At 73.0% G+C, this 18,567-nt stretch carries 16 protein-coding genes; 5 read left to right on the forward strand and 11 right to left on the reverse strand.

Translation table 11 applies throughout. From position 1 onward, the window contains the following. Positions 1–84: 84 nt before the first annotated feature. From ABZ342_RS46950 to ABZ342_RS46970, 5 genes are all read right to left on the reverse strand, one after another. On the reverse strand, positions 85–2,262 hold the full coding sequence (locus ABZ342_RS46950) for a bifunctional SulP family inorganic anion transporter/carbonic anhydrase (RefSeq protein ID WP_360488034.1): 2,178 nt from the start codon (positions 2,260–2,262) through the stop codon (positions 85–87). A gap of 284 nt (positions 2,263–2,546) precedes the next feature. Continuing rightward, complete coding sequence (locus ABZ342_RS46955) at positions 2,547–4,781, reverse strand: SulP family inorganic anion transporter (protein ID WP_360488037.1); 2,235 nt, start codon at positions 4,779–4,781, stop codon at positions 2,547–2,549. Between the two features lie 217 nt (positions 4,782–4,998). Then, entirely contained in the window at positions 4,999–6,276 is a 1,278-nt protein-coding gene (locus ABZ342_RS46960; RefSeq protein ID WP_360488039.1) for an adenosylmethionine--8-amino-7-oxononanoate transaminase, read from the reverse strand. A gap of 19 nt (positions 6,277–6,295) precedes the next feature. Continuing rightward, positions 6,296–7,498 (reverse strand): cytochrome P450, encoded by a 1,203-nt coding sequence (locus ABZ342_RS46965; RefSeq protein WP_360488042.1) that lies wholly within the window; start codon positions 7,496–7,498, stop codon positions 6,296–6,298. Positions 7,499–7,520: 22 nt separating this feature from the next. After that, positions 7,521–7,934, reverse strand: a complete 414-nt coding sequence (locus tag ABZ342_RS46970; protein WP_196425222.1) for an SRPBCC domain-containing protein — start codon at positions 7,932–7,934, stop codon at positions 7,521–7,523. A 64-nt stretch (positions 7,935–7,998) separates the two neighbouring features. On the opposite strand from ABZ342_RS46970, the gene ABZ342_RS46975 reads away from it, so the two are divergent. Continuing rightward, entirely contained in the window at positions 7,999–8,622 is a 624-nt protein-coding gene (locus tag ABZ342_RS46975) for a uridine kinase (RefSeq protein ID WP_360488045.1), read from the forward strand. A 4-nt stretch (positions 8,623–8,626) separates the two neighbouring features. On the opposite strand, the gene ABZ342_RS46980 is transcribed toward ABZ342_RS46975, so the two are convergent. The 4 genes from ABZ342_RS46980 to ABZ342_RS46995 all read right to left on the reverse strand — a co-directional run bounded on the left by ABZ342_RS46980 (position 8,627) and on the right by ABZ342_RS46995 (position 13,184). Beyond that, positions 8,627–9,784, reverse strand: a complete 1,158-nt coding sequence (locus ABZ342_RS46980; RefSeq protein WP_360488048.1) for a glycosyltransferase family 4 protein — start codon at positions 9,782–9,784, stop codon at positions 8,627–8,629. A 144-nt stretch (positions 9,785–9,928) separates the two neighbouring features. Further along, positions 9,929–10,981: a C40 family peptidase gene (locus ABZ342_RS46985; RefSeq protein WP_196425220.1), complete on the reverse strand. Its 1,053-nt coding sequence runs from the start codon at positions 10,979–10,981 to the stop codon at positions 9,929–9,931. A gap of 425 nt (positions 10,982–11,406) precedes the next feature. After that, positions 11,407–11,664 carry a hypothetical protein gene (locus ABZ342_RS46990; protein WP_155541924.1) on the reverse strand — a complete coding sequence of 86 codons (258 nt, stop codon included), beginning with the start codon at positions 11,662–11,664 and terminating at the stop codon, positions 11,407–11,409. A 110-nt stretch (positions 11,665–11,774) separates the two neighbouring features. Next, positions 11,775–13,184 carry an NYN domain-containing protein gene (locus ABZ342_RS46995; RefSeq protein WP_360488052.1) on the reverse strand — a complete coding sequence of 470 codons (1,410 nt, stop codon included), beginning with the start codon at positions 13,182–13,184 and terminating at the stop codon, positions 11,775–11,777. Between the two features lie 96 nt (positions 13,185–13,280). On the opposite strand from ABZ342_RS46995, the gene ABZ342_RS47000 reads away from it, so the two are divergent. Beyond that, positions 13,281–14,984 (forward strand): DEDD exonuclease domain-containing protein, encoded by a 1,704-nt coding sequence (locus tag ABZ342_RS47000; protein ID WP_360488055.1) that lies wholly within the window; start codon positions 13,281–13,283, stop codon positions 14,982–14,984. A 371-nt stretch (positions 14,985–15,355) separates the two neighbouring features. Here ABZ342_RS47000 and ABZ342_RS47005 read toward each other — a convergent pair whose 3' ends face one another. Next, positions 15,356–16,261, reverse strand: a complete 906-nt coding sequence (locus ABZ342_RS47005) for a MerR family transcriptional regulator (RefSeq protein ID WP_360488058.1) — start codon at positions 16,259–16,261, stop codon at positions 15,356–15,358. A 44-nt stretch (positions 16,262–16,305) separates the two neighbouring features. Between ABZ342_RS47005 and ABZ342_RS47010 the strand changes: the two genes are divergently transcribed. The 3 genes from ABZ342_RS47010 to ABZ342_RS47020 are packed head-to-tail and all read left to right on the forward strand — an operon-like array spanning position 16,306 to position 17,548. Next, positions 16,306–17,043, forward strand: a complete 738-nt coding sequence (locus ABZ342_RS47010) for a maleylpyruvate isomerase family mycothiol-dependent enzyme (protein WP_360488061.1) — start codon at positions 16,306–16,308, stop codon at positions 17,041–17,043. Between the two features lie 41 nt (positions 17,044–17,084). Then, on the forward strand, positions 17,085–17,366 hold the full coding sequence (locus tag ABZ342_RS47015) for an Lrp/AsnC ligand binding domain-containing protein (protein ID WP_155541919.1): 282 nt from the start codon (positions 17,085–17,087) through the stop codon (positions 17,364–17,366). Then, positions 17,363–17,548 carry a YdeI/OmpD-associated family protein gene (locus ABZ342_RS47020; protein WP_360488064.1) on the forward strand — a complete coding sequence of 62 codons (186 nt, stop codon included), beginning with the start codon at positions 17,363–17,365 and terminating at the stop codon, positions 17,546–17,548. Before ABZ342_RS47015 ends, ABZ342_RS47020 begins: the two co-directional genes overlap by 4 nt. Positions 17,549–17,599: 51 nt before the next feature. On the opposite strand, the gene ABZ342_RS47025 is transcribed toward ABZ342_RS47020, so the two are convergent. Next, on the reverse strand, positions 17,600–18,567 hold a 968-nt coding region (locus ABZ342_RS47025; RefSeq protein ID WP_360488067.1), incomplete at its 5' end, for a cytochrome b N-terminal domain-containing protein.

The raw sequence follows: 18,567 nt of genomic DNA on the forward strand, positions 1-18,567 counted from the left end.
GCCAGCGTGCCCCGGCGCTCGGCGCTCAGGTGGTTCAGCATGTCGAGCGCCGGGGTCCACAGGGCGTCGTCCCCGCGACGACCCTCACGCTCCCGGCGCCCCCACAGCGGCGCCGGCCGGGCGGAAGGTCCGCTCCGCTCCGTCGAACAGGTACACCTGCGCGGTCCCCACCGCGAAGTACATCCCCGTCAGCTGAACCTTCCCCGCTGCCTCGGCGGTCGCCACCGATGGGTACTCCCGCAGGTGCTCCAGCTGCTGCAGCACGTTGTGCAGCGCCAGCCGGTCGCCTTCGCGGTCCGGGACCCCGCCGTCCAGCGTTGCCGAGCCCGTGCGGTGGGCGCTCGGCTCCGCGTGCCGGAGCCAGACCGACAGCGGCCCCGGCGGCGGTCCCTCCGCCAAGGCCGCCATCGCGCCGCAGCCCGAATGACCGCACACCACGATCTCCTCCACTCCCAGCACCCCGACCGCGTACTCGATCGACGCGTTCATCGACGGATCGGCCTGCCCCGGCGGGACCAGGTTGCCGATGTTGCGGATCGTGAACAGGTCGCCCGGGCCGCTCGTCGTGATCAGGTTCGGCACGATCCGGGAGTCGCCGCAGGTGATGAACAGCGTGCGGGGGCGCTGGCCGTCGGCGAGGCCGGACAGCGTGTCGCGCAGCAGCGGGGCCGCGCGGCGGTGGAACTCGGTCGCGCCGCGGCGGGTCTGCTGGGCCGGGATCCCTTCCACCGCTTGCCATTCCGACCACGGCGCCAGCCAGCGCGGCACCGCCCGGCTGGCGGCCAGCCGGGACCGCGTCGGGCGGCCCGCCTTGCCCTCGCCGAACCACGGGTGGCCGACCTCGTCGACGTCCACCGTGCCGCCGGCGCGCTCGTGCGCCTGCTGCCACGTCGTCAGGCTCTCGAACGCCGCGTGGTCGAGGTAGTCGACGACCAGCTCCAGCCGCACCGGCACCCCGGCCGGGATGGCGCCGAGCACCCGCGACAGCCGCGGCACCGACAGGAACGTCAGGACGCCTTCGACGACGACGCGGTGCTCGTCGCCTTCCGCCTCGATGTGGATGCCGGACCACAGCGTCCGGCGCAGCATCAGCACCAGCGACAGGCCGATCCCGGCCAGGACGCCGGTCAGCAGGTCGAACACGACGACGCCGGCGAGGGTGAGCAGGTAGACGGGCAGGTCGCCGTGGGCGAGGACGGTCCTCATGTGCCCGGGGTTGACCAGTTTCGCGCCGACGTGCACCAGCAGCCCGGCCAGCGCCGCCAGCGGGATGCTCTGGATCAGCCCGGCCAGCAGGACGACGAACAGCAGCACCCAGACGCCGTGCAGCACCGCCGACACCCGGGTTTTCGCGCCGGCGGCGACGTTTGTGGAGCTGCGGACGATGACGCCGGTGACCGGCAGCCCGCCCACCGCCCCGGACAGCATGTTGGCCGCGCCCTGGCCGACGAGCTCCCGGTTGAGGTGGGCGCGCGGGCCGGTGTGCAGGCGGTCGACCGCGACCGCCGAAAGCAGGCTCTCCACGCTGGCGATCAGGGCGATCGTGACGACGGCGAGCGCGAACCCGCCCCACCCGCCGTCCGGCAGCTGCGGAACGAGGTGGACGTCCAGCAGGTCACCGGGCAGCTCGACGCGCGGCAGCGTCATCCCGGCGACCACCGACACGACCGTCGCGGTGGCGATCGCGGCCAGCGGCCCGGGCACCTTGCGGACGGCGGCCGGGAGCTTCGGCCAGAGCAGCAGGATCGCGATGGTGAGCAGGCCGATCAGGGCGGCGGAGTCGTGGTGGGCGACGATCTGGCCGGGCAGCTCGGCGATGTTCTCCACCGCCGAGCTCTGGGCCTTCCCGCCGAGGATGACGTGCAGCTGGCCGAGCACGATCGTGACGCCGATGCCGGCCAGCATGCCGTGCACGATGGCCGGCGAGATGGCCAGCGCGGCGCGGGCGATCCGGCTCAGCCCCAGCAGGATCTGCAGCGCGCCGGCCGCGACGGTGATGGCGCAGGTGACGGCCCAGCCGAACGTCTGGATGGTTTCGGCCATGACGACGGTCAGGCCGGCGGCGGGCCCGCTTACCTGGAGCGCGGAGCCGCCGAGGGCACCGGCGACGATGCCGCCGATGACCGCGGCGATCAACCCGGCGGCGACCGGCGCGCCCGAAGCGAGGGCGATGCCGAGGGACAGGGGTACTGCGACGAGGAAGACGACCAGTGAGGCCGGCAGGTCGTGTCGGAGCACGGCGAGGGGTCTCATGATCACCATGCAACCGGAAATCGTGTGAAATGTCCGCTATGCACCACCCGATCGAGTGAACAACTGGCCATATTTAGCCCAGACGTCACAAATCGGGCGCGCTGTTCACCTGTCGTTCACAAGATCATTTCGGTCGCGTGACAGTTGAAAGCCGTACGACACAACGCATCCCGCGGACCGGGACGACGAGAAGGCCGGCTCCGGAGCCCACCTCGCCTGAAGCCGGCCTTCAGTGACTGAAACTTTCAGTGACTGAAAACACTCAAGTCACTTACTCTTTTCAGTCGCTGTAATCAGTGCTCCAGCGCACCCGCCCGCACGAACCCGCGCGCTGCATCCTCCAAAAGGGACACTTGTGTGGCGCCGACGTCGAAGTACATCCCGGTCAGCCGGAGCCCCCCGCGGGCCAGCGCCTCCGCCACCACCGGGTACCCGCGCAGGGTTTCCAGCTGCTGCACGACGTTCTGCAGCGCGAGCTGGTCGGCCTCGGCACCGGGCCGTTCCCCGCCGAGCAGCAGCGGAGCCTCCCGGCTCCGCCGCCGCAACGTCGCTTCGCCGTGCCGCAGCCAGCTGCCGAGCTGCACGAGCCCGGCCGGCGCCTGGCCGAGCAGCGCCTTCATCGCCCCGCAACCGGAATGCCCGCACACGACGATCTCGGCGACCCCGAGCACCCCGACGGCGTACTCGATCGCCGCGCCGACCGAAGAGTCGTCGCCGTCCGCCGGCGGCACGAGGTTGCCGATGTTCCGCACGGTGAACAGGTCACCCGGCCCGCTCGTGGTGATGAGGTTCGGCACGATCCGCGCGTCCCCGCAGGTGATGAACAGCGTGTGCGGCTGCTGCCCGTGCGCCAGCCCGCTCCACGTGTCGCGCAGCAGCGGCGCCGTGCGGCGGTGGAACTCCGAAGCACCGCGGCACAACAGGGAGCTGGCCGTCCGCTGGGCCGGCAGCACGACGTGCTCGGCCTGCCACTCCGACCACGGGGCGAGCCACCGCGGCACCACGCGCGCGGCGACGCTGCGGCGCACGGTCGGCGCGCCCGAGGTGCCGCGCTCGAACCACGGGTGCCCGATCTCGTCGACCGTCACCGGCCCGGCGTGGGCCTGCTGCCAGCCGCGCAGGCAGTCGAACGCGGCGTGGTCGAGGTAGTCGACGAGCAGCTCCAGCCGGACGTCGGCGTGCGCGGGCACCTCGGCGAGCACCCGGGTCAGCCGCGGCACGGACAGGAACGTCAGCGCGCCTTCGATGACGACGCGGTGGCGGCCGCCGTCGTCCCTTTCGACGTGGATGCCGGAGAAGATCATCCGCCGCAGCATCATCGCCAGCGCCAGCAAGACCCCGGCGGCGACGCCGGTCAGCAGGTTGACGGCAACCGCGCCGGCCAGCGTGACGGCGTACACCGGCAGGTCGCCGTGGCGCCGCACTTCCTTGAGCCCGTGCAGGTTCACGAGCTTCGCGCCGACGTACACGAGCAGCGCGGCGAGCGCGGCCAGCGGGATCAGCCGCAGGGCGCCGGTGAACAGCAGGCACGCGGCGAGGATCCAGGCGCAGTGCAGGATCGCCGACGCGCGGGTGCGCGCCCCCGCTTCGTAGTTGGTCATGCTGCGGACGATGACGCCGGTGACCGGGAACCCGCCGAGCGCGCCGGCGGCGACGTTCGCCGCGCCCTGCCCGATGAGCTCGCGGTCGAGGTCGGTGCGCGGGCCGCCGCGGAGCTTGTCCACCGAGACCGCGGACAGCAGGCTCTCCAGGCCGGCGATCAGCGCGATGGTGAGCGCGGCGACCGCGAAGCCGCCCCAGCCGCCGTCGGGCAGCCGTGGCACGACGTTCAGCGTGGGCAGCCCGGCCGGGAGGTCGACGCGCGGCAGGGACATGCCGGCCGCGACGGAAAGGCCGGTGGCCAGCGCGACGGCGGCCAGCGGCGCGGGCACGCGGCGGACGGGCTTCGGCAGCCGTGGCCACGCCAGCAGCACCGCGAGGGTGACCACGCCGATCAGCACGGCCTGGTCGTGGTGCGCGGCGATCTGCCGGGGCAACGCGAGGACGTTGGCCAGCGCTGAGCCCTGGGCCGAGCCGCCGAGCACGACGTGCAGCTGGCCGAGCACCAGCGTGACGCCGATGCCGGCGAGCAGGCCGTGGACGATGGCCGGCGACACGGCGAGCGCGGCGCGGGCGAGGCGGGTCAGGCCGAAGAGGATCTGGAGCAGGCCCGCGGCGACGGTGATCGCGCAGGTGACGGGCCAGCCGTGGGTGGCGATCGTGTCGGCCAGCACCACGGTGAGGGCGGCGGACGGGCCGCTGACCTGCAGCGGCGATCCGCCGAAGGCGCTCGCGACCAGTCCGCCGACGACGGCGGAGATCAGGCCCGAGAGCAGCGGCGCCCCGGCGGCGAAGGCCACGCCGAGGGACAGGGGGACGGCGACGAGGAAGACGACTATCGAAGCGAGGACATCGTGCTTGAGGTTCTCCAGGAACTTGGGGGTCGTCGGGGGTCCGGTGTCGTGTTCTCCACGAACGATCTCGATCATGGGGGCAGGATCGCCGATACCGCGCGAAAAGTCCGCTACGCAAGCATTTCTCGCGTTTGTCCCGGTACGGATCGGTTCGGTCCGCCGGACCTTTCAGGCGAAAAGCGCGCGGGAACCTCCGCCGATCGCGTGGTGCGGACCGCGCAACGGCACGGAGCGCGACGATGAGAGACCTTCGGGTCTCGGTGTGCGCGTGGTCACACCCGATGTGCTGAATTCACGCCTTTTCCGCCACGGCAAGCATCGCGCGGGTGATCGCGGCCAGGTCGTCGTCAGTCGACACGTACGGCGGCATCGCGTAGACGAGGTCCCGGAACGGCCGCAGCCAGACGCCCTGCGCGGTGACGACGTCGGTGGCCACCGCCATGTCGACGGGGTGGTCGAGCTGCAGCACGCCGATCCCGCCGAGCACCCGGACGTCGACGACCGAGCCGAGGTCGCGCGCCGGTGCGAGGCCGTCCAGCAGGCCCTTTTCGAGCCGGCTGACGTCCTGCCGCCACGCGCCGCCGGCGAGGAGACCCAGCGAGGCGTTCGCCACCGCCGAGGCCAGCGGGTTGCCCATGAACGTCGGCCCGTGCGCGAGGACCGGCAGCGCGCCGCGGGAGATCCCCGCCGCGACCTCCGGGGTGCACAGCGCCGCCGCCATGCTCAGGTAGCCGCCGGTCAGCGCCTTGCCGAGGCAGAGGACGTCCGGCGTCACGCCCGCGTGCTCGGCGGCGAAGAACGCGCCGGTGCGGCCGAAGCCGGTGGCGATCTCGTCGAAGATCAGCAGCACGTCGTGCGCCTCGGTCAGTTCCCGCAGCGCACGCAGGTAGGCGGGGTGGTGGAACCGCATCCCGCCGGCACCCTGCACGACCGGTTCGACGATCACCGCGGCCAGTTCCCCGGCGTGGGCGCCGATCGCGTCGGCCAGCGTGTCCACATAGGACTGCTCGGGCGGGGTGTCGAACCCGGACGGCGGGGCCGGCACGAAGACCTGCTCGGGCAGCACGCCGCGCCACAGCGAGTGCATGCCGCCGTCGGGGTCGCACACGCTCATCGGCGTGAACGTGTCGCCGTGGTAGCCACCGCGCCAGGTCAGCAGGCGGCGCTTCTCCGGCAGCCCGCGGGAACGCTGGTACTGCAAGCACATCTTCGCGGCGACCTCGACCGACACCGAGCCGGAGTCGCAGAGGAAGACGTGCTCGAGGCCCTCGGGCGTCACGTCGACCAGAGTCTTCGCGAGGGTGATCGCGGGCTCGTGGGTCAGGCCGCCGAACATGACGTGGCTCATCCGCCCGGCCTGCTCGGCGAGAGCGGCATCGAGCACCGGGTGCCGGTAGCCGTGGACGGCCGACCACCACGACGACATCCCGTCGACCAGCTCCCGGCCGTCGGCGAGCTTTAGCCGGACCCCGCTCGCCTCGGTGACCAGCAGCGAAGGCACCTTCGCCGGCATCGGCGCGTACGGGTGCCAGACGTGCTGGGCGTCCAGAGCGAGCAAGTCGGCTTCCATAGGGGCCGACCCTACGATGTCACCGCAGGCGGACCGGCAACGCCTCCAGTCCGTGCACCAGGGAGCTGTACCGGTAGCGCAGCTCGTCCGGCTTCGCGTCCAGCGCCAGGCCGGGGAACCGCGCCACTAGGCCGGCCAGCGCGATCTCGGCCTCCAGGCGGGCCAGGGGCGCGCCGACGCAGTAGTGGATGCCGTGCCCGAAGGCCAGGTGCCCGCCCGCCGCCCGCGTGACGTCGAGGCGGTCCGCGTCCGGGAACCGCTCGTCGTCGCGATTCGCGCCCAGCAGCGAGATCAGCACGAACTCGCCCGCCGGAATCGTCACCTCGCCCGCCTCGACCGCCTCCGCGGTGAACCGGAGCGTGGCCAGGTGGATCGGGCCGTCGAAGCGGAGGAACTCCTCGACGGCGCCCGGCATCAACGACGGGTCGGCGCGCAGCAGGGCCAGCTGCCCCGGCTCGCGCAGCAGCGCCAGGACGCTGTTGGCGATCAGGTTGACCGTGGTCTCGTGGCCGGCGACCAGCAGCAGGAACGCCATCGAGATGAGCTCGTCCTGCGAGAGTGAGTCGCCGTCGTCGCTCGCGTGCACCAGGTCCGACAGCAGGTCTTCGGCCGGCTCGGCGCGCTTCTGCTCGACGAGGCCGGTGAGGTAGGAGAGCATGCTCTGCGCCGCGTGCTGCGCGTCTTCCGGCGTCGACGAGCTCAGCAGCGTCTTCGACCAGGCGGAGAACTCGGTCCGGTCCTCCGGGGCGACGCCCAGCAGCTCGCAGATCACGGTGATCGGCAGCGGCGCGGCGAACGACGGCAGCAGGTCGACCCGCTCCTGCCCGGCCAGCGCGTCGAGCAGCTCGGTGGTGATCTCCTCGATCCGCGGCCGCAGCCGGGCCACCGTCCGCCCGGTGAACGCCTTGTTCACCAGCTTGCGCAGCCGCGAGTGGTCCGGCGGGTCCGTGTTGAGCATGTGCCGCCCGAGCGCTTCGCCGGAGCCGCCCTGGTTCGTCGCCCCGGCCGGGAACTTCGCCTCGAACAGCTCGTACGCACGCCGGTTGTCCTTGTGCAGCCGGGAATCCGCCAGCAGCGCCCGCGCCAGAGCGAAGTCCGTGACGACGTAGCAGTCCAGGCCACGCGGCATCCGGACCCGGCGCACCGGCCCGCCCGCGCGCAGCATCGCCGCGAATAGGTGCGCGTCCTGCGCGAAGTCCTCGGCCACTTCGATCGCCGTCATCGCCGCCCCCATGCAGTCAGCCTCAGCGCTCGGCGAGTGCCGCCACCACGCGCTCGGTCACGTCCTGCCAGTATGCCCGCTGTTGCTCGCGCTCCTCCGCGTCCGAAAGCCACTCCTGGTGGAACCGCAGCGTGGTCTTCGCGCCCGAGCCGCTGAGCCGCACCTGGACCGTCGAATCGTGGTCCCAGTCGCTCGGCCGCCACGTCAGCCGCACCCGGTCACCCTCGACGAAGCTGCGCATCTCCCCGACCGTGCCGTTGGCCGTCTCGTACTCCGCGCCGGTCTCCCGCGGCAGCTCGACCCCGGGACCGAGCCAGATGGCGACGCCGTCGCGGCTGACCAGGAACTCCCAGACCGTCCCGGCGGTGTAGGGCAGCGTGCGGGAAACCCCGATGTTCCACCCGACATCGGCCGTCTTCCCCACTGAAGAAGTCATGCCGGCATCATTCCACCGGGGTACGACAAAACCCGGCCCCGGTCCGGGTGCAGGATCGTCATCCGTGCGCTACCGCCCGATTTCCCCCGCCGTACTGGCCGAAGAGCTGACCGAACGCATCGCCGCGCTCACCGGGCGCCGACGGATCGCGGTCGCCGTCGACGGCGCGGCGGGTGCGACGGAAACCACAGAACTCGCCGACGCCCTGGTCGACCCGCTGCGCCTGCGCGGCCGCGCGGCCCTGCGCGTCTCAGCGCGCGACTTCCTGCGGCCCGCGTCCCTGCGCTTCGAGCACGGCCGCACCGACCCCGACGCGCGCTACACCGACTGGCTCGACCTCGGCGCCCTGCGCCGCGAAGTCCTCGACCCGCTGGGGGAAACCGGCTCCGGCGAGGTCCTGCCGTCGCTGTGGGACGCCGAGCGCGACCGCGCGACCCGCGCCGAGCGGGTGCCGCTCCCCGAAGGCGGGGTGGTCCTCCTCGACGGCGAACTGCTGCTGGGCACCGGCCTGGCCTTCGATCTGGCCGTGCACCTGTGGCTCTCCCCCGCCGCCCTGCGCCGCCGCGTGCCGGACGCCTGGGCGGTCCCGGCCTACGAGCGGTACGAGGAAGAGGTCGATCCGAGCTCGCTCGCCGACGTCGTCGTGCGCGTCGACGATCCGCGGCACCCGGCGCTCTACACGCCGTGACGCCTCAGCGGACGGCGGCCACCGGGTCGCCGTCCAGGAGCCCCGACAGCCGCGCGGCCATGGTGTCCCAGCGCCAGTTCTCGCTCACCCACGCGCGGCCGGCCTCGCCCATCCGGCGGGCCCGCACGGGGTCCGCGAGCAGGCTGGCCAGTGTCTCGGCGAGCTGGCCGACGTCCCGGCCCTCGACGACGTGCCCGGTGACCTCGTCGAGCACCGTCTCGGGCGCGCCGCCGGAGTTGCCCGCGACCACCGGCAGACCGGTCGCCGAGGCCTCCAGGTAGACGATGCCGAGGGCCTCGACGTCGAGGCCCTTGCCGCGGGTGCGGGCCGGCATGGCGAAGACGTCACCCGCGGCGTAGTGCGCCGGCAGCTCGGCCCACGGCACCGACCCGGTGAACACGACGTCGCCCGCCAGCCCCAGCTCGCCGACCAGCCCGGCGAGCGTCTTGCGGTACGGGCCGCCGCCGACGATCAGCAGCGCCGCGTCCGGGACGCGCCGCCGGATCGCCGGCAGCGCGCGGATCAGCTGGTCCTGGCCCTTGCGCGGGACGAGCCGGGACACGCACACGATCGTGGGGCGGTCGGACAGCCCGTGGCGCGCGCGGACTTCCGCGCGGCCGGCCGGGTCCGGCCGGTACAGCTCGGTGTCCACTCCGGACGGCAGCAGCTCCAGCCCGGCCATCGGGCCGAAGGCGGCGGCGAACCGCCCCCGCGTGTACCGGCTGACGTAGGTGAGGACGTCCACGGTGTCCCCGATGCGCCGCAACGCCTGCCGCGAGCCCGGGAGCATCGACCAGCCGACTTCGTGGCCGTGCGTGGCCGCCACGACGCGACGTGCGCCGGCCTGGCGCAGCGAGTGCCCCAGCAGCGCGAGCGGCGCGGCGGCACCGAACCAGACGGCTTCGCAGTCGTGCGCCCGCATGATCTGCTTCGCGCGGCGAAGGACGTCCGGCGTCGGCAGCATCAGCGACGTCGGGTGCCGGACGACCTCGAACGGCGCCTCGGCGTCGAACTCCTCGTGCGACCCCGTCCGCGACTCCCACGACGGCGCGTAGACGACCAGGTCGTCCGCCGGCAGCCGGGTGGCCAGGGAGTTCAGGTAGTTCTGGATCCCCCCGGGCCGCGGCGGGAAGTCGTTGGTCACGAGCAGGGTCTTGAGCACGCCCCTGAGGCTAGCGGCCCCCACCTCACTTCGTTCGGGGGTCCGGGTGGCGAAGCCCCCGGCCCGAGGCGGAGCCTCGGATGACACGGCGAAAGGGCGGCACCGCGTGTGTGCGGTACCGCCCCTTCGGCTTGGTGCGTCAGGTCACGACGTCGGGCGTCGCGCTCCCGCGTACTGGCTCTGCAGCGGCGAGATCTTCACGACGTCACCGGTGTCGGGCGCGTGGACCATCTTGCCGTCGCCGATGTACATGCCGACGTGCGAAACGGGCGAGTAGTAGAACACGAGGTCGCCCGGCTGGAGCTGGTCCCGCGGCACCGCGGCGCCGAAGGTGGACTGCTCGCGGCTCGACCGGGGCAGCGTGATGCCCGCCTGCTTGTAGGCCCACAGCATCAGGCCCGAGCAGTCGAACGTGCTCGGCCCGGTGGCGCCCCAGACGTACGCGCTGCCCCGCTTGCCCAGCGCCGCGTCCAGCGCGGTCTGGGCGGCCGCGGTGGGCGCCTTGAGGCCGGTGGGCGAGCCGCCCTTGTCGCCCTGGGCGGCCTTGTCGGCCGCGCTCAGGCTCTTGTTGGCCGCCTTCAGCTGGTCGATCTGGTCGTTCAGCGTCTTCTGCTTGGCCCGGATGTCGTCGGTCAGCTTCGCCGCCGCGTCCCGCGCGTCAGTCGCGCGCTTCGCCGCGTCGGAAGCCTTGTTCGTGGCATCGGTGGCCTGCTGGACGGCGCCGGTGAGGTTGCCCATCGCGCCGTTCTTCTCGGTCGCGATGACCTCGAGGGCCGAGGAGCGGTCGAGGAAGTCCTGAGTGGACGTCCCGGCCAGCAGCGCCGACAGCTTGTTCAGCTGGACGCCGCTGGTGAACGACGCGCCGGCGAACTTGTCGACCTGGGTCTGGTACTTCTTCTGGTTCTCGGCCGCCGAAGCGGCCTGGTCCTTGGCCGCGTTGACGTCGGCGGTGGCCTTGTCGAGCTCACCCTGCTTGGCCTTCAGGTCGTCCTGGGCCTTGAGCAGGTCTTCGTTGAGCTTTTCGGCCTGGGCCGCGAGGTCGCGGTACTGGGCGAGGGCGTCCGAACCGGTCGGCGGGGCCTGGAGGACGGGGATGGGGGCGGCGGTGGCCGTCGGCTGGGCGATGGTGACGAGGGTGATCACCGAAGCCGCGGCGAGGGCACCTGAAACCACGCGCCTAACTGGATGCGACTGCACGGTCGCGCGGGTCTCCTTTGCGTCTCGGCCGCCGAGGGGACCGGGGCACGAAGAGGTCGGGGGTAGTCCTCTTCGCCGCTGTCCCGCCCCGCGCGCGAGCCGTCTTCTGCTGCAACAGGTTCCGCACGCGGTGGTGGTTCCGGTTCCCAGCTTCCCGACAAAGCTGCGTCCGGCGGCGATCCCGCGTCGCCGCCCTTTTCGACGGCCAGGGGCCACGAGATCTCGGACAGGTTACGAAAAGACCGCCACCACGTCCACCGCCCGGGGGGCAAAAACTCTCCGTAGCGCCCGGAAACACCATCGGACCAGCAGGGGAGAAAACATGTGATCGGCGTTACACGCTGGGGTTTCTTCCGGGGCCAATTCGGCTACATACCGTTCACCTGATCCGATCGACCACTCGGCGCGCCGACACGAAACGGGGGTCAGGCCGTGTTCGGGAGGGGTCCTTCGACCAGCCGGAGGCGGGGCACCATCCCCGCGTCGGCGAACGCGTCCAGGGCCCGCCGCTCGTCGGCGTCCCACACGACGGCGGGTGGCGCGCCCAGCAGCACGGTCACCACGCAGTCGTGGCAGGAGATGCCGCGGACGACGCAGCGATCGCAGTCGACCACCACGTTTTCGATGTCCGAAACCGAAATGTGCGAGACGTCCACTTCGGACAGGTCGGGGGTGTCGTTCATGTGCTCCTCCTCACGCCGGGACTGACTGAGGAGCACGGTAGGCGCCACCACCGACAATTTCCGTCGACCGGCCCCGGAAGAGGCGGCTGACCTGCACTTCGGCCGGCTGGTCAGACCCGCGACAAGCGGCTCACCAGCACCGCGGACGGCGTCGGGTGGGCGCCGCCGCCGCGCACGGAGTCCGCCACCGCGCGGTCGGACGTCGCCACGACCATCGGCCGGCCCGCGGGCTCGGCCGCGACGAGGTTGCGGATCACGTCGTCGGCCAGCACCCCGCGGTCGGAGAACAGCACCCGCACCCCGCGCGGCACCGAGGCCGGGACCGACAGCACGCCCGCGCCGTCGAACACGACCGTCACCTCGGCCGACGTGCGCGCGGCCAGCGCGGACAGCTGGTGGATCAGGCGGTCGCGCTGGTCGGCCAGCGCCAGCTCGGGGTAGCCCGTCTTGGTGACGTTGTAGCCGTCGACGATCAGGTGCACGTTCGGCAGCGCCAGGTAGCGGTCCAACGTGGACACGTCGGCGATCTTGCCGCCCTGGCCGCTGCCGGTGCTGGCGCCGCGGACCATGTCGGCGGGCCGCGCCCCGCGGGCGCCGAGGGCGAGCTCGCGGCGCAGGCCGGTGACCGCGCCGTCGATGGTGTCGATGAGCAGCGCCAGCCGCACCTCGTCGGCCTCGCGGGCCTCGCGGGCGGACTGGCGGGCGATTTCGGCGTCGCCCACCGCGCGTTCGGCGCGGGCGCGTTCGGTGGCGACGCGCTGGCGTTCGCGCTGGAGCTGGGCGGTGAGGGCGGCGATCTCCTCGGCGCGGGCGGCGGACCCGCGCGCGGTCTCGGCGGCCGCCGCTTCGGCCGCGTCCTTGGCCTGGCGGAGCTGGACGCCTTGCTCGCGAAGGCGTTTCAAGAGCTTCTCGACTTCGCCCTCGCGCTCGCCCCGCGCGCCTTCAGCGGCTTTCTTGGCCTCGGCGAGCTCGACGCGCAGCTGCGTGAGCTCGCCTTCGAGGCGCTGGCTGCGGGCCAGCGCGGCGTCACGTTCGGCGCGCAGCGAGTTTTCCTCGGCGTTCTTGGCGACGAGCCGGACCCGCCCCGCGGCACCGGACTCGCCGAGCAGCACGGCGGCGGCCGCCGCGGCGACCGAATCGGCGGCGTTGGGGTCGAGCGCGTCGGTGCGGTGCTCGCGCAGCCACTCGATGACCGCGGTCCGGAACTGGGCCGACTCGCCGAGCGCGGTGAGCAGGGCGGCACCGCCGAGCTTGGCCCGCTTGGCCGGGGCGAACTTGGCGACGGGCCGCAGCTGGCGGGGCACGTCCGTGGCGGGCAGCTTCGCGACGGCGGCGGCCGAGAGCTCGGCGATCCGGTCGCGGACGGGCTCGGGCAGCGCCGGCCAGGTGGCCGGATCCGGCCGCCCGGCCTGGTCGGCGGGCTCCTCGGCGGGGTCGTCGGCCTGCTCCGGCCGCGCGGCGACACCCGACGGACCGGCGGGGTCCTCGGGCGGCTCCGGCACGAGCGGCTGCGGGTGCATCGGTCCAGGGTAGGCCCCGCCCCGGAATCACGCGCCGCACGGCACACGGACCGGGCGCGACCGAAAACTGTCGGTGGTCGCCTCTAGGCTCCGCACATGCGTTCGATCCAGGCACAGCTCGCGTTCGACGAGCTCGGAACTCCCTTGCGGGACACGACTTTCGTGGTGTTCGACCTCGAGACGACCGGGGCCGCGCCGGGGCCGTCGGGCATCACCGAGATCGGCGCGGTGAAGGTGCGCGCGGGCGAGGTGCTGGGCGAGTTCGCGACGCTCGTCAACCCCGGGATGGCGATCCCGCCGCAGATCGTGTCGCTGACGGGCATCACGCAGGCGATGGTCTACGACGCGCCGCCGATCGAGGAGGTGCTGCCGGCGTTCCTGGAGTTCATCGGCGGTTCGGTGCTGGTGGCGCACAACTCGGGGTTCGACACGTCCCACATGCGGGCGGCGTGCGAGGGACACGGCTACGTCTGGCCCAAGCTGACGGTCGTCTGCACGGTCCGGCTGGCCCGGCGGGTGGTGCCGCGCGACGAGGTGGGCCGCTACAACCTGACCGCGCTGGCGCTGCTGTTCGGAGCGCGCACGCGGCCGACGCACCGGGCGCTCGACGACGCGCGCGCGACGGTCGACGTGCTGCACGGGCTGCTGGAGCGCGTCGGCAACCTGGGCGTCCATTCGCTCGAAGAGCTGATGAGCTACCTGCCCGAGGTCACGGTGGCGCAGCGGGCGAAGCGGCACCTGGCGGCGGACCTGCCGTCGGCGCCGGGCGTCTACCTCTTCAAGGGCCCGAAGGACGAGGTCCTGTACGTCGGCACGGCGAAGGACCTGCGGCGGCGCGTGCGGTCGTACTTCACGGGTTCGGAGGGCCGGAGCCGGATCCGCGAGATGGTCGCGCTGGCCGAGCGCGTCGACCACGTGGTGTGCGCGCACGCGCTGGAGGCGGAGGTGCGCGAGCTGCGGCTGATCGCGGCGCACCGGCCCGCGTACAACCGGCGGTCGAAGAACCGGCACCAGGGCTGGTGGGTCGGGCTGACGGAGGAGGCGTTCCCGCGGCTGTCGGTGGTCCGGCTGCCGCGGCCGGGGGTGCTGGGCCCGTTCCGCAACCAGGCGGACGCCCGCGCGACCGCGGACACCTTGGCCGGGGCGTCGGGGCTGCGGACGTGCACCCAGCGGATCTCACCGCGGACGGCGAACGGGACCCCGTGCGTGCTGGCGGAGCTGGGGCGCTGCGGAGCGCCGTGCGCGGGACGGCAGAGCGTGGAGGCGTACGTCCCGGCGGTGGAGTCGGTGTCGGGGCTGATCGCGGGACTCGACGGCCGCCCCCTGCACGTGGCGGCGGCCCAGGTCGAGCGGCTGGCGGAGGCCCGCCACTTCGAGCAGGCGGCCCGCCACCGCGACGAGCTGGCGGGACTGATCCGGGCACTGGGCCGCGCCCACCGCCAGACGGCGCTGGCATCGATCGCGGAGCTGATCGCGGCGGCCCCGGACGGCAACGGGGGCTGGGAGCTGTCGGTGATCCGCTACGGCCGCCTGGCCTCGGCGGGAGTGGCCCGGCGCGGGGTGCCGCCGATGCCGGTGGTGGAGGCGCTGGTGGCCTCGGCGGAGACGGTGCTGCCGGACCCGGGCCCGTTGAACGGCGCACCACCGGAGGAGGTGGGGGTGCTGCTGCGCTGGCTGGCCCGCCCGGGGGTGCGCTTGGTGCGGACGACCAGGCCATGGGCCGAGCCGGCGGCGGTGGCCGGGTGGCGGGGATGGCTGGACCTGGTCTCGACGGCGCATTCCCTGGAGCACGTGGGGTGAGGCGACAGGCTTTGGCAGGCGGGCCGGGGTGGCCGCGGTCCGGCCGAGCTGGGCTGGGCCAGACCTAGCTGGGCCGGGGTGGGCCGGGCTGGGCCGAGCTGGGCTGGGCTGGGCTGGGCTGGGCTGGGCTGGGCGGAGATTGTGCCGAGCTGGGCTGGGCTCTGGCGCGATGAGCGGGGTTGCCGGTCCGGCTTTGGCGACCTGAAGGGCCCACCACATCGCCCGCCAGGCTGGGCGGCCGCACTTAAACCACTCGACCTGCGCCACCCCGCCGCGGGCTCAGACCAAGTGAGCTGATGCAGGCGCCGAGCCAAGCCCGCCAGCGTCACCAGCCCAGGCCGCTCCCGCATCGCAGGCAAAGCCCGCCAGCCTCAAGCCACCGACCGGTCCAAGGCGTCCAGCAACCACGTGTGCGTGACCCCCATCGGTGCCGGCTCCCCCGTGACCTCCCCCGCCAGTCGCCAATACCGCCGCACCCGCGGATCCCGGTCCGGCGCCGTCCGGCAGTTCAACGCCCGGCGGAACTCCGGGGTGTCCCCCACCCCCACCGCCGCCGCGTGCGCCGCCACGAACCGGTCCAACGCCGCCCCTGGCCCCGGCGCCGCTCCCGCCGCCACCGGCTCGAAAGCCAGCGAGCACGCCGCCGCCACCTCCGCGTGGAGCGCGCCCAGGTCCGCTATCCGCTCGTGGCCCAGCAGCGTGCTCGCCCGGACGTGGCCGGCCAGCGTCCGGTCCGCTGCCAGCACCACCAGCGACGCGTACGCCACCACCTGCGCTGTCGACGGCTGCTCCGGCGGCCTCGGCGCGCTGAGGTCCAGGAACATGCGGGCCGTGTCCGGCGGGATCGGGCCCGTGGTCATCGGGTGCCACAGGCGGACCAGCGCCTCGTGCGCCGAGAACCCGTCCCGCACCGCCGACAGCAGCTCCAGCCGGGCCGCCCGGTCCGCCGGCGAAGACTCCTCCACCGCGCGCAGCACCGACCGCCGCCAGGCCAGCGTCGCCACCTCGCGGTCCAGCGCCGCGCGCTCGGAAGCCACCGCCTCGTCCAGCGAACGAGCGCCGGTCAGGACGTCGGTGATCGAACGCAGCCCCAGCCCGAGCCCCCGCAGCCGCCGGATCAGGTTCAGGCGGTCGACCGCCGCCCCGTCGAAGCGGCGGTGGCCGCCGACGCTGCGCGCGGGCTCCAGCAGCCCTTCGTCGCAGTAGAAACGGATCGTGCGGACGGGCACCCCCGTCCGCCGGGCGAGGTCGCCGATCCCGAGTGTGTCTTCGGTCACCTTCGGTCGAACCTCCAGCCGGGTGGAATTCCTACGGTACGGCCATGGACACCACCAGCCTCGCCGAGGCACTGCACGCCCGCACCGCCGCGTTCGCGGAGACCGTCACCGGCGCCGACCCCGACGCCCGCGTCCCCACCTGCCCGGACTGGCCGCTGCGGGTGCTCGTCGGCCACATCGGCCAGGCCCACCGCTGGGCCGCCGACGTCGTCCGGTCCGGCCCGTCGCCGGTCCCCGACCCGCTCGACGCCGACCCCGGTGCCCCCGGGACCTGGGCCGACTGGCTCCGCCAAGGCGCCGACGACCTCGCCAAGACGGCCCTGGACGCGGGCGAAACGCCGGTCTGGACGTTCTTCGGCCCGCAACCGGCGAGGTTCTGGCTGCGCCGGATGCTCCACGACACCACGATCCACCACGCGGACGCGGCCCTGACCACGGGAACCACCATCGAAGTGGCCCCTGACCTCGCGACGGACGCGATCAGCGAGTGGCTCGAGATGCTGTCCAACCCCGTCACGGCGAGCCTCCGGCCGGACTTCGCCGAGCTGTGCGGCACCGGCCAGACCCTCCAGCTCCGCCCTGACCAGGACCAGGCCTGGCTGGTCACCCGTGCACCCGACGGCATCCGATGGGCCCGCGAGACGAAAGCGGCCGACGTCACCCTGGCCGGCCCCGTCCAGGACCTGCTGCTCGTCCTCACCCGGCGCCGACCCGCCGAAGACGTCACCATCACCGGTGACCGCGCCCTGGCTGACCATTGGCTGGCGCACACCGCGGCCTAGGATCGCGGGCGACACCCGCAGACGAGTCTTGGAGGACCCAGGTGATCACCGCGATCGTGCTGATCCAGGTTGAGGCGGACGCGATCCCGGACGCGGCGCAGGCGATCGCCGACATCGACGGCGTCGGCGAGGTCTACTCGTGCGCCGGCGACGTCGACCTCATCGCGACCGTCCAGGTGTCCGCGCACGAGGAGCTGGCCGACCTGATCCCCGGCCGGATCGGGAAGGTCCCGGGGGTGCTCGACACCGTCACGCACATCGCGTTCCGGTCGTACTCCCGCGCCGACACCGAGCAGGCCTTCGCGATCGGCGCCGAGGATTGACCGGCGTCCCCGACGAGCTGGCCGCCGCGCTCGCCGCGGCGCCGGACGCGGCCGCGCGTTTCGAGGCCCTGCCGCCCTCACACCGGCGCGAATACGTCCGGTGGGTGGCGGAGGCCAAGAAGCCCGCGACGCGCGTCTCACGGGCGGAGAAGACCGTCGCACGGCTGCGCGGCGAAGCCTGAAACGAACGAAGGCCACCTCCCGCGGGAGGTGGCCTTCGTCGTGCTGGGGAGCTAGTGGTCCGAGCCCTTGGCGGCCTCGGCCGTCTCGATCTCGCCCGGCTCGCCCTGGGTGATCGAGTGGCCGTTGCCGTGCCCGTTCCCGTGACCGTGGGCCCGCTGCAGCGCGACGGTCTCCTCGGCCGGGTCCGGCGACCAGAACGTGCCCGGCACGGCCTGACCGGCCGAGCCCAGCTTGTTCATCTTCTTCGGCACCGGCGCGCCCTGGTACTCGAGCGGGACCGCGTGGCCGTGGCTGTCGACGCCGGCGAGCGGCTGGTGGATCTCGATGAACTCACCGTGCGGCAGCCGCTTGATGATGCCCGTCTCGATGCCGTGCTCGAGCACCTCGCGGTCGGCCCGCTGCAGACCCAGGCAGAGCCGGTAGGTCAGGTAGTAGGCGATCGGCGGCACGATGAGCACGCCGATGCGGCCCGCCCACGTCGTCGCGTTCAGCGAGATGTCGAAGCTGTCGGCGATGATGTCGTTGAAGCCCGACAGCTCGATGACCAGGAAGAAGCCCAGCGCCATCGCGCCCAGCGCCGTGCGGACCGGGGCGTCCCGGGGCCGCTGGAGCAGGTTGTGGTGCGCGGTGTCCTTGGACAGCTTGCGCTCGAGGAACGGGTAGGCCAGCAGCAGGCCGATCAGGACCGGCATGCCGATCGCGCCGGGGAAGAACACCGCCGGGATCGTGTAGTTCCCGAGGTAGACCTCCCACGCCGGCCAGATCCGGAGCATGCCGTCGGCCCAGGCCATGTACCAGTCGGGCTGCGAGCCCGCCGACACCTGCGCCGGGTTGTACGGGCCGAAGTTCCACACCGGGTTGATCTGGAACAACCCCGACATCAACGCCAGCACCCCGACGACCAGGGTGAAGAACGCCCCGCCCTTCAACGCGAAGTACGGCATGATCCGCACCCCGACGACGTTGGTCTCCTTGCGCCGCACCCCCGGGAACTGGGTGTGCTTCTGATACCACACCA

The organism is Amycolatopsis sp. NPDC005961 (assembly GCF_040629235.1).
GTDB lineage: Bacteria > Actinomycetota > Actinomycetes > Mycobacteriales > Pseudonocardiaceae > Amycolatopsis > Amycolatopsis camponoti.

Coding starts and splice junctions, on each gene's coding strand:
- ABZ342_RS46955 (WP_360488037.1), bottom strand. CDS start 4,781: ATGATCGAGATCGTTCGTGGAGAACACGACACCGGACCCCCGACGACC.
- ABZ342_RS46995 (WP_360488052.1), bottom strand. CDS start 13,184: ATGCACCCGCAGCCGCTCGTGCCGGAGCCGCCCGAGGACCCCGCCGGT.
- ABZ342_RS46990 (WP_155541924.1), bottom strand. CDS start 11,664: ATGAACGACACCCCCGACCTGTCCGAAGTGGACGTCTCGCACATTTCG.
- ABZ342_RS47010 (WP_360488061.1), top strand. CDS start 16,306: ATGGACACCACCAGCCTCGCCGAGGCACTGCACGCCCGCACCGCCGCG.
- ABZ342_RS46965 (WP_360488042.1), bottom strand. CDS start 7,498: ATGACGGCGATCGAAGTGGCCGAGGACTTCGCGCAGGACGCGCACCTA.
- ABZ342_RS46960 (WP_360488039.1), bottom strand. CDS start 6,276: ATGGAAGCCGACTTGCTCGCTCTGGACGCCCAGCACGTCTGGCACCCG.
- ABZ342_RS47000 (WP_360488055.1), top strand. CDS start 13,281: ATGCGTTCGATCCAGGCACAGCTCGCGTTCGACGAGCTCGGAACTCCC.
- ABZ342_RS46950 (WP_360488034.1), bottom strand. CDS start 2,262: ATGGTGATCATGAGACCCCTCGCCGTGCTCCGACACGACCTGCCGGCC.
- ABZ342_RS46970 (WP_196425222.1), bottom strand. CDS start 7,934: ATGACTTCTTCAGTGGGGAAGACGGCCGATGTCGGGTGGAACATCGGG.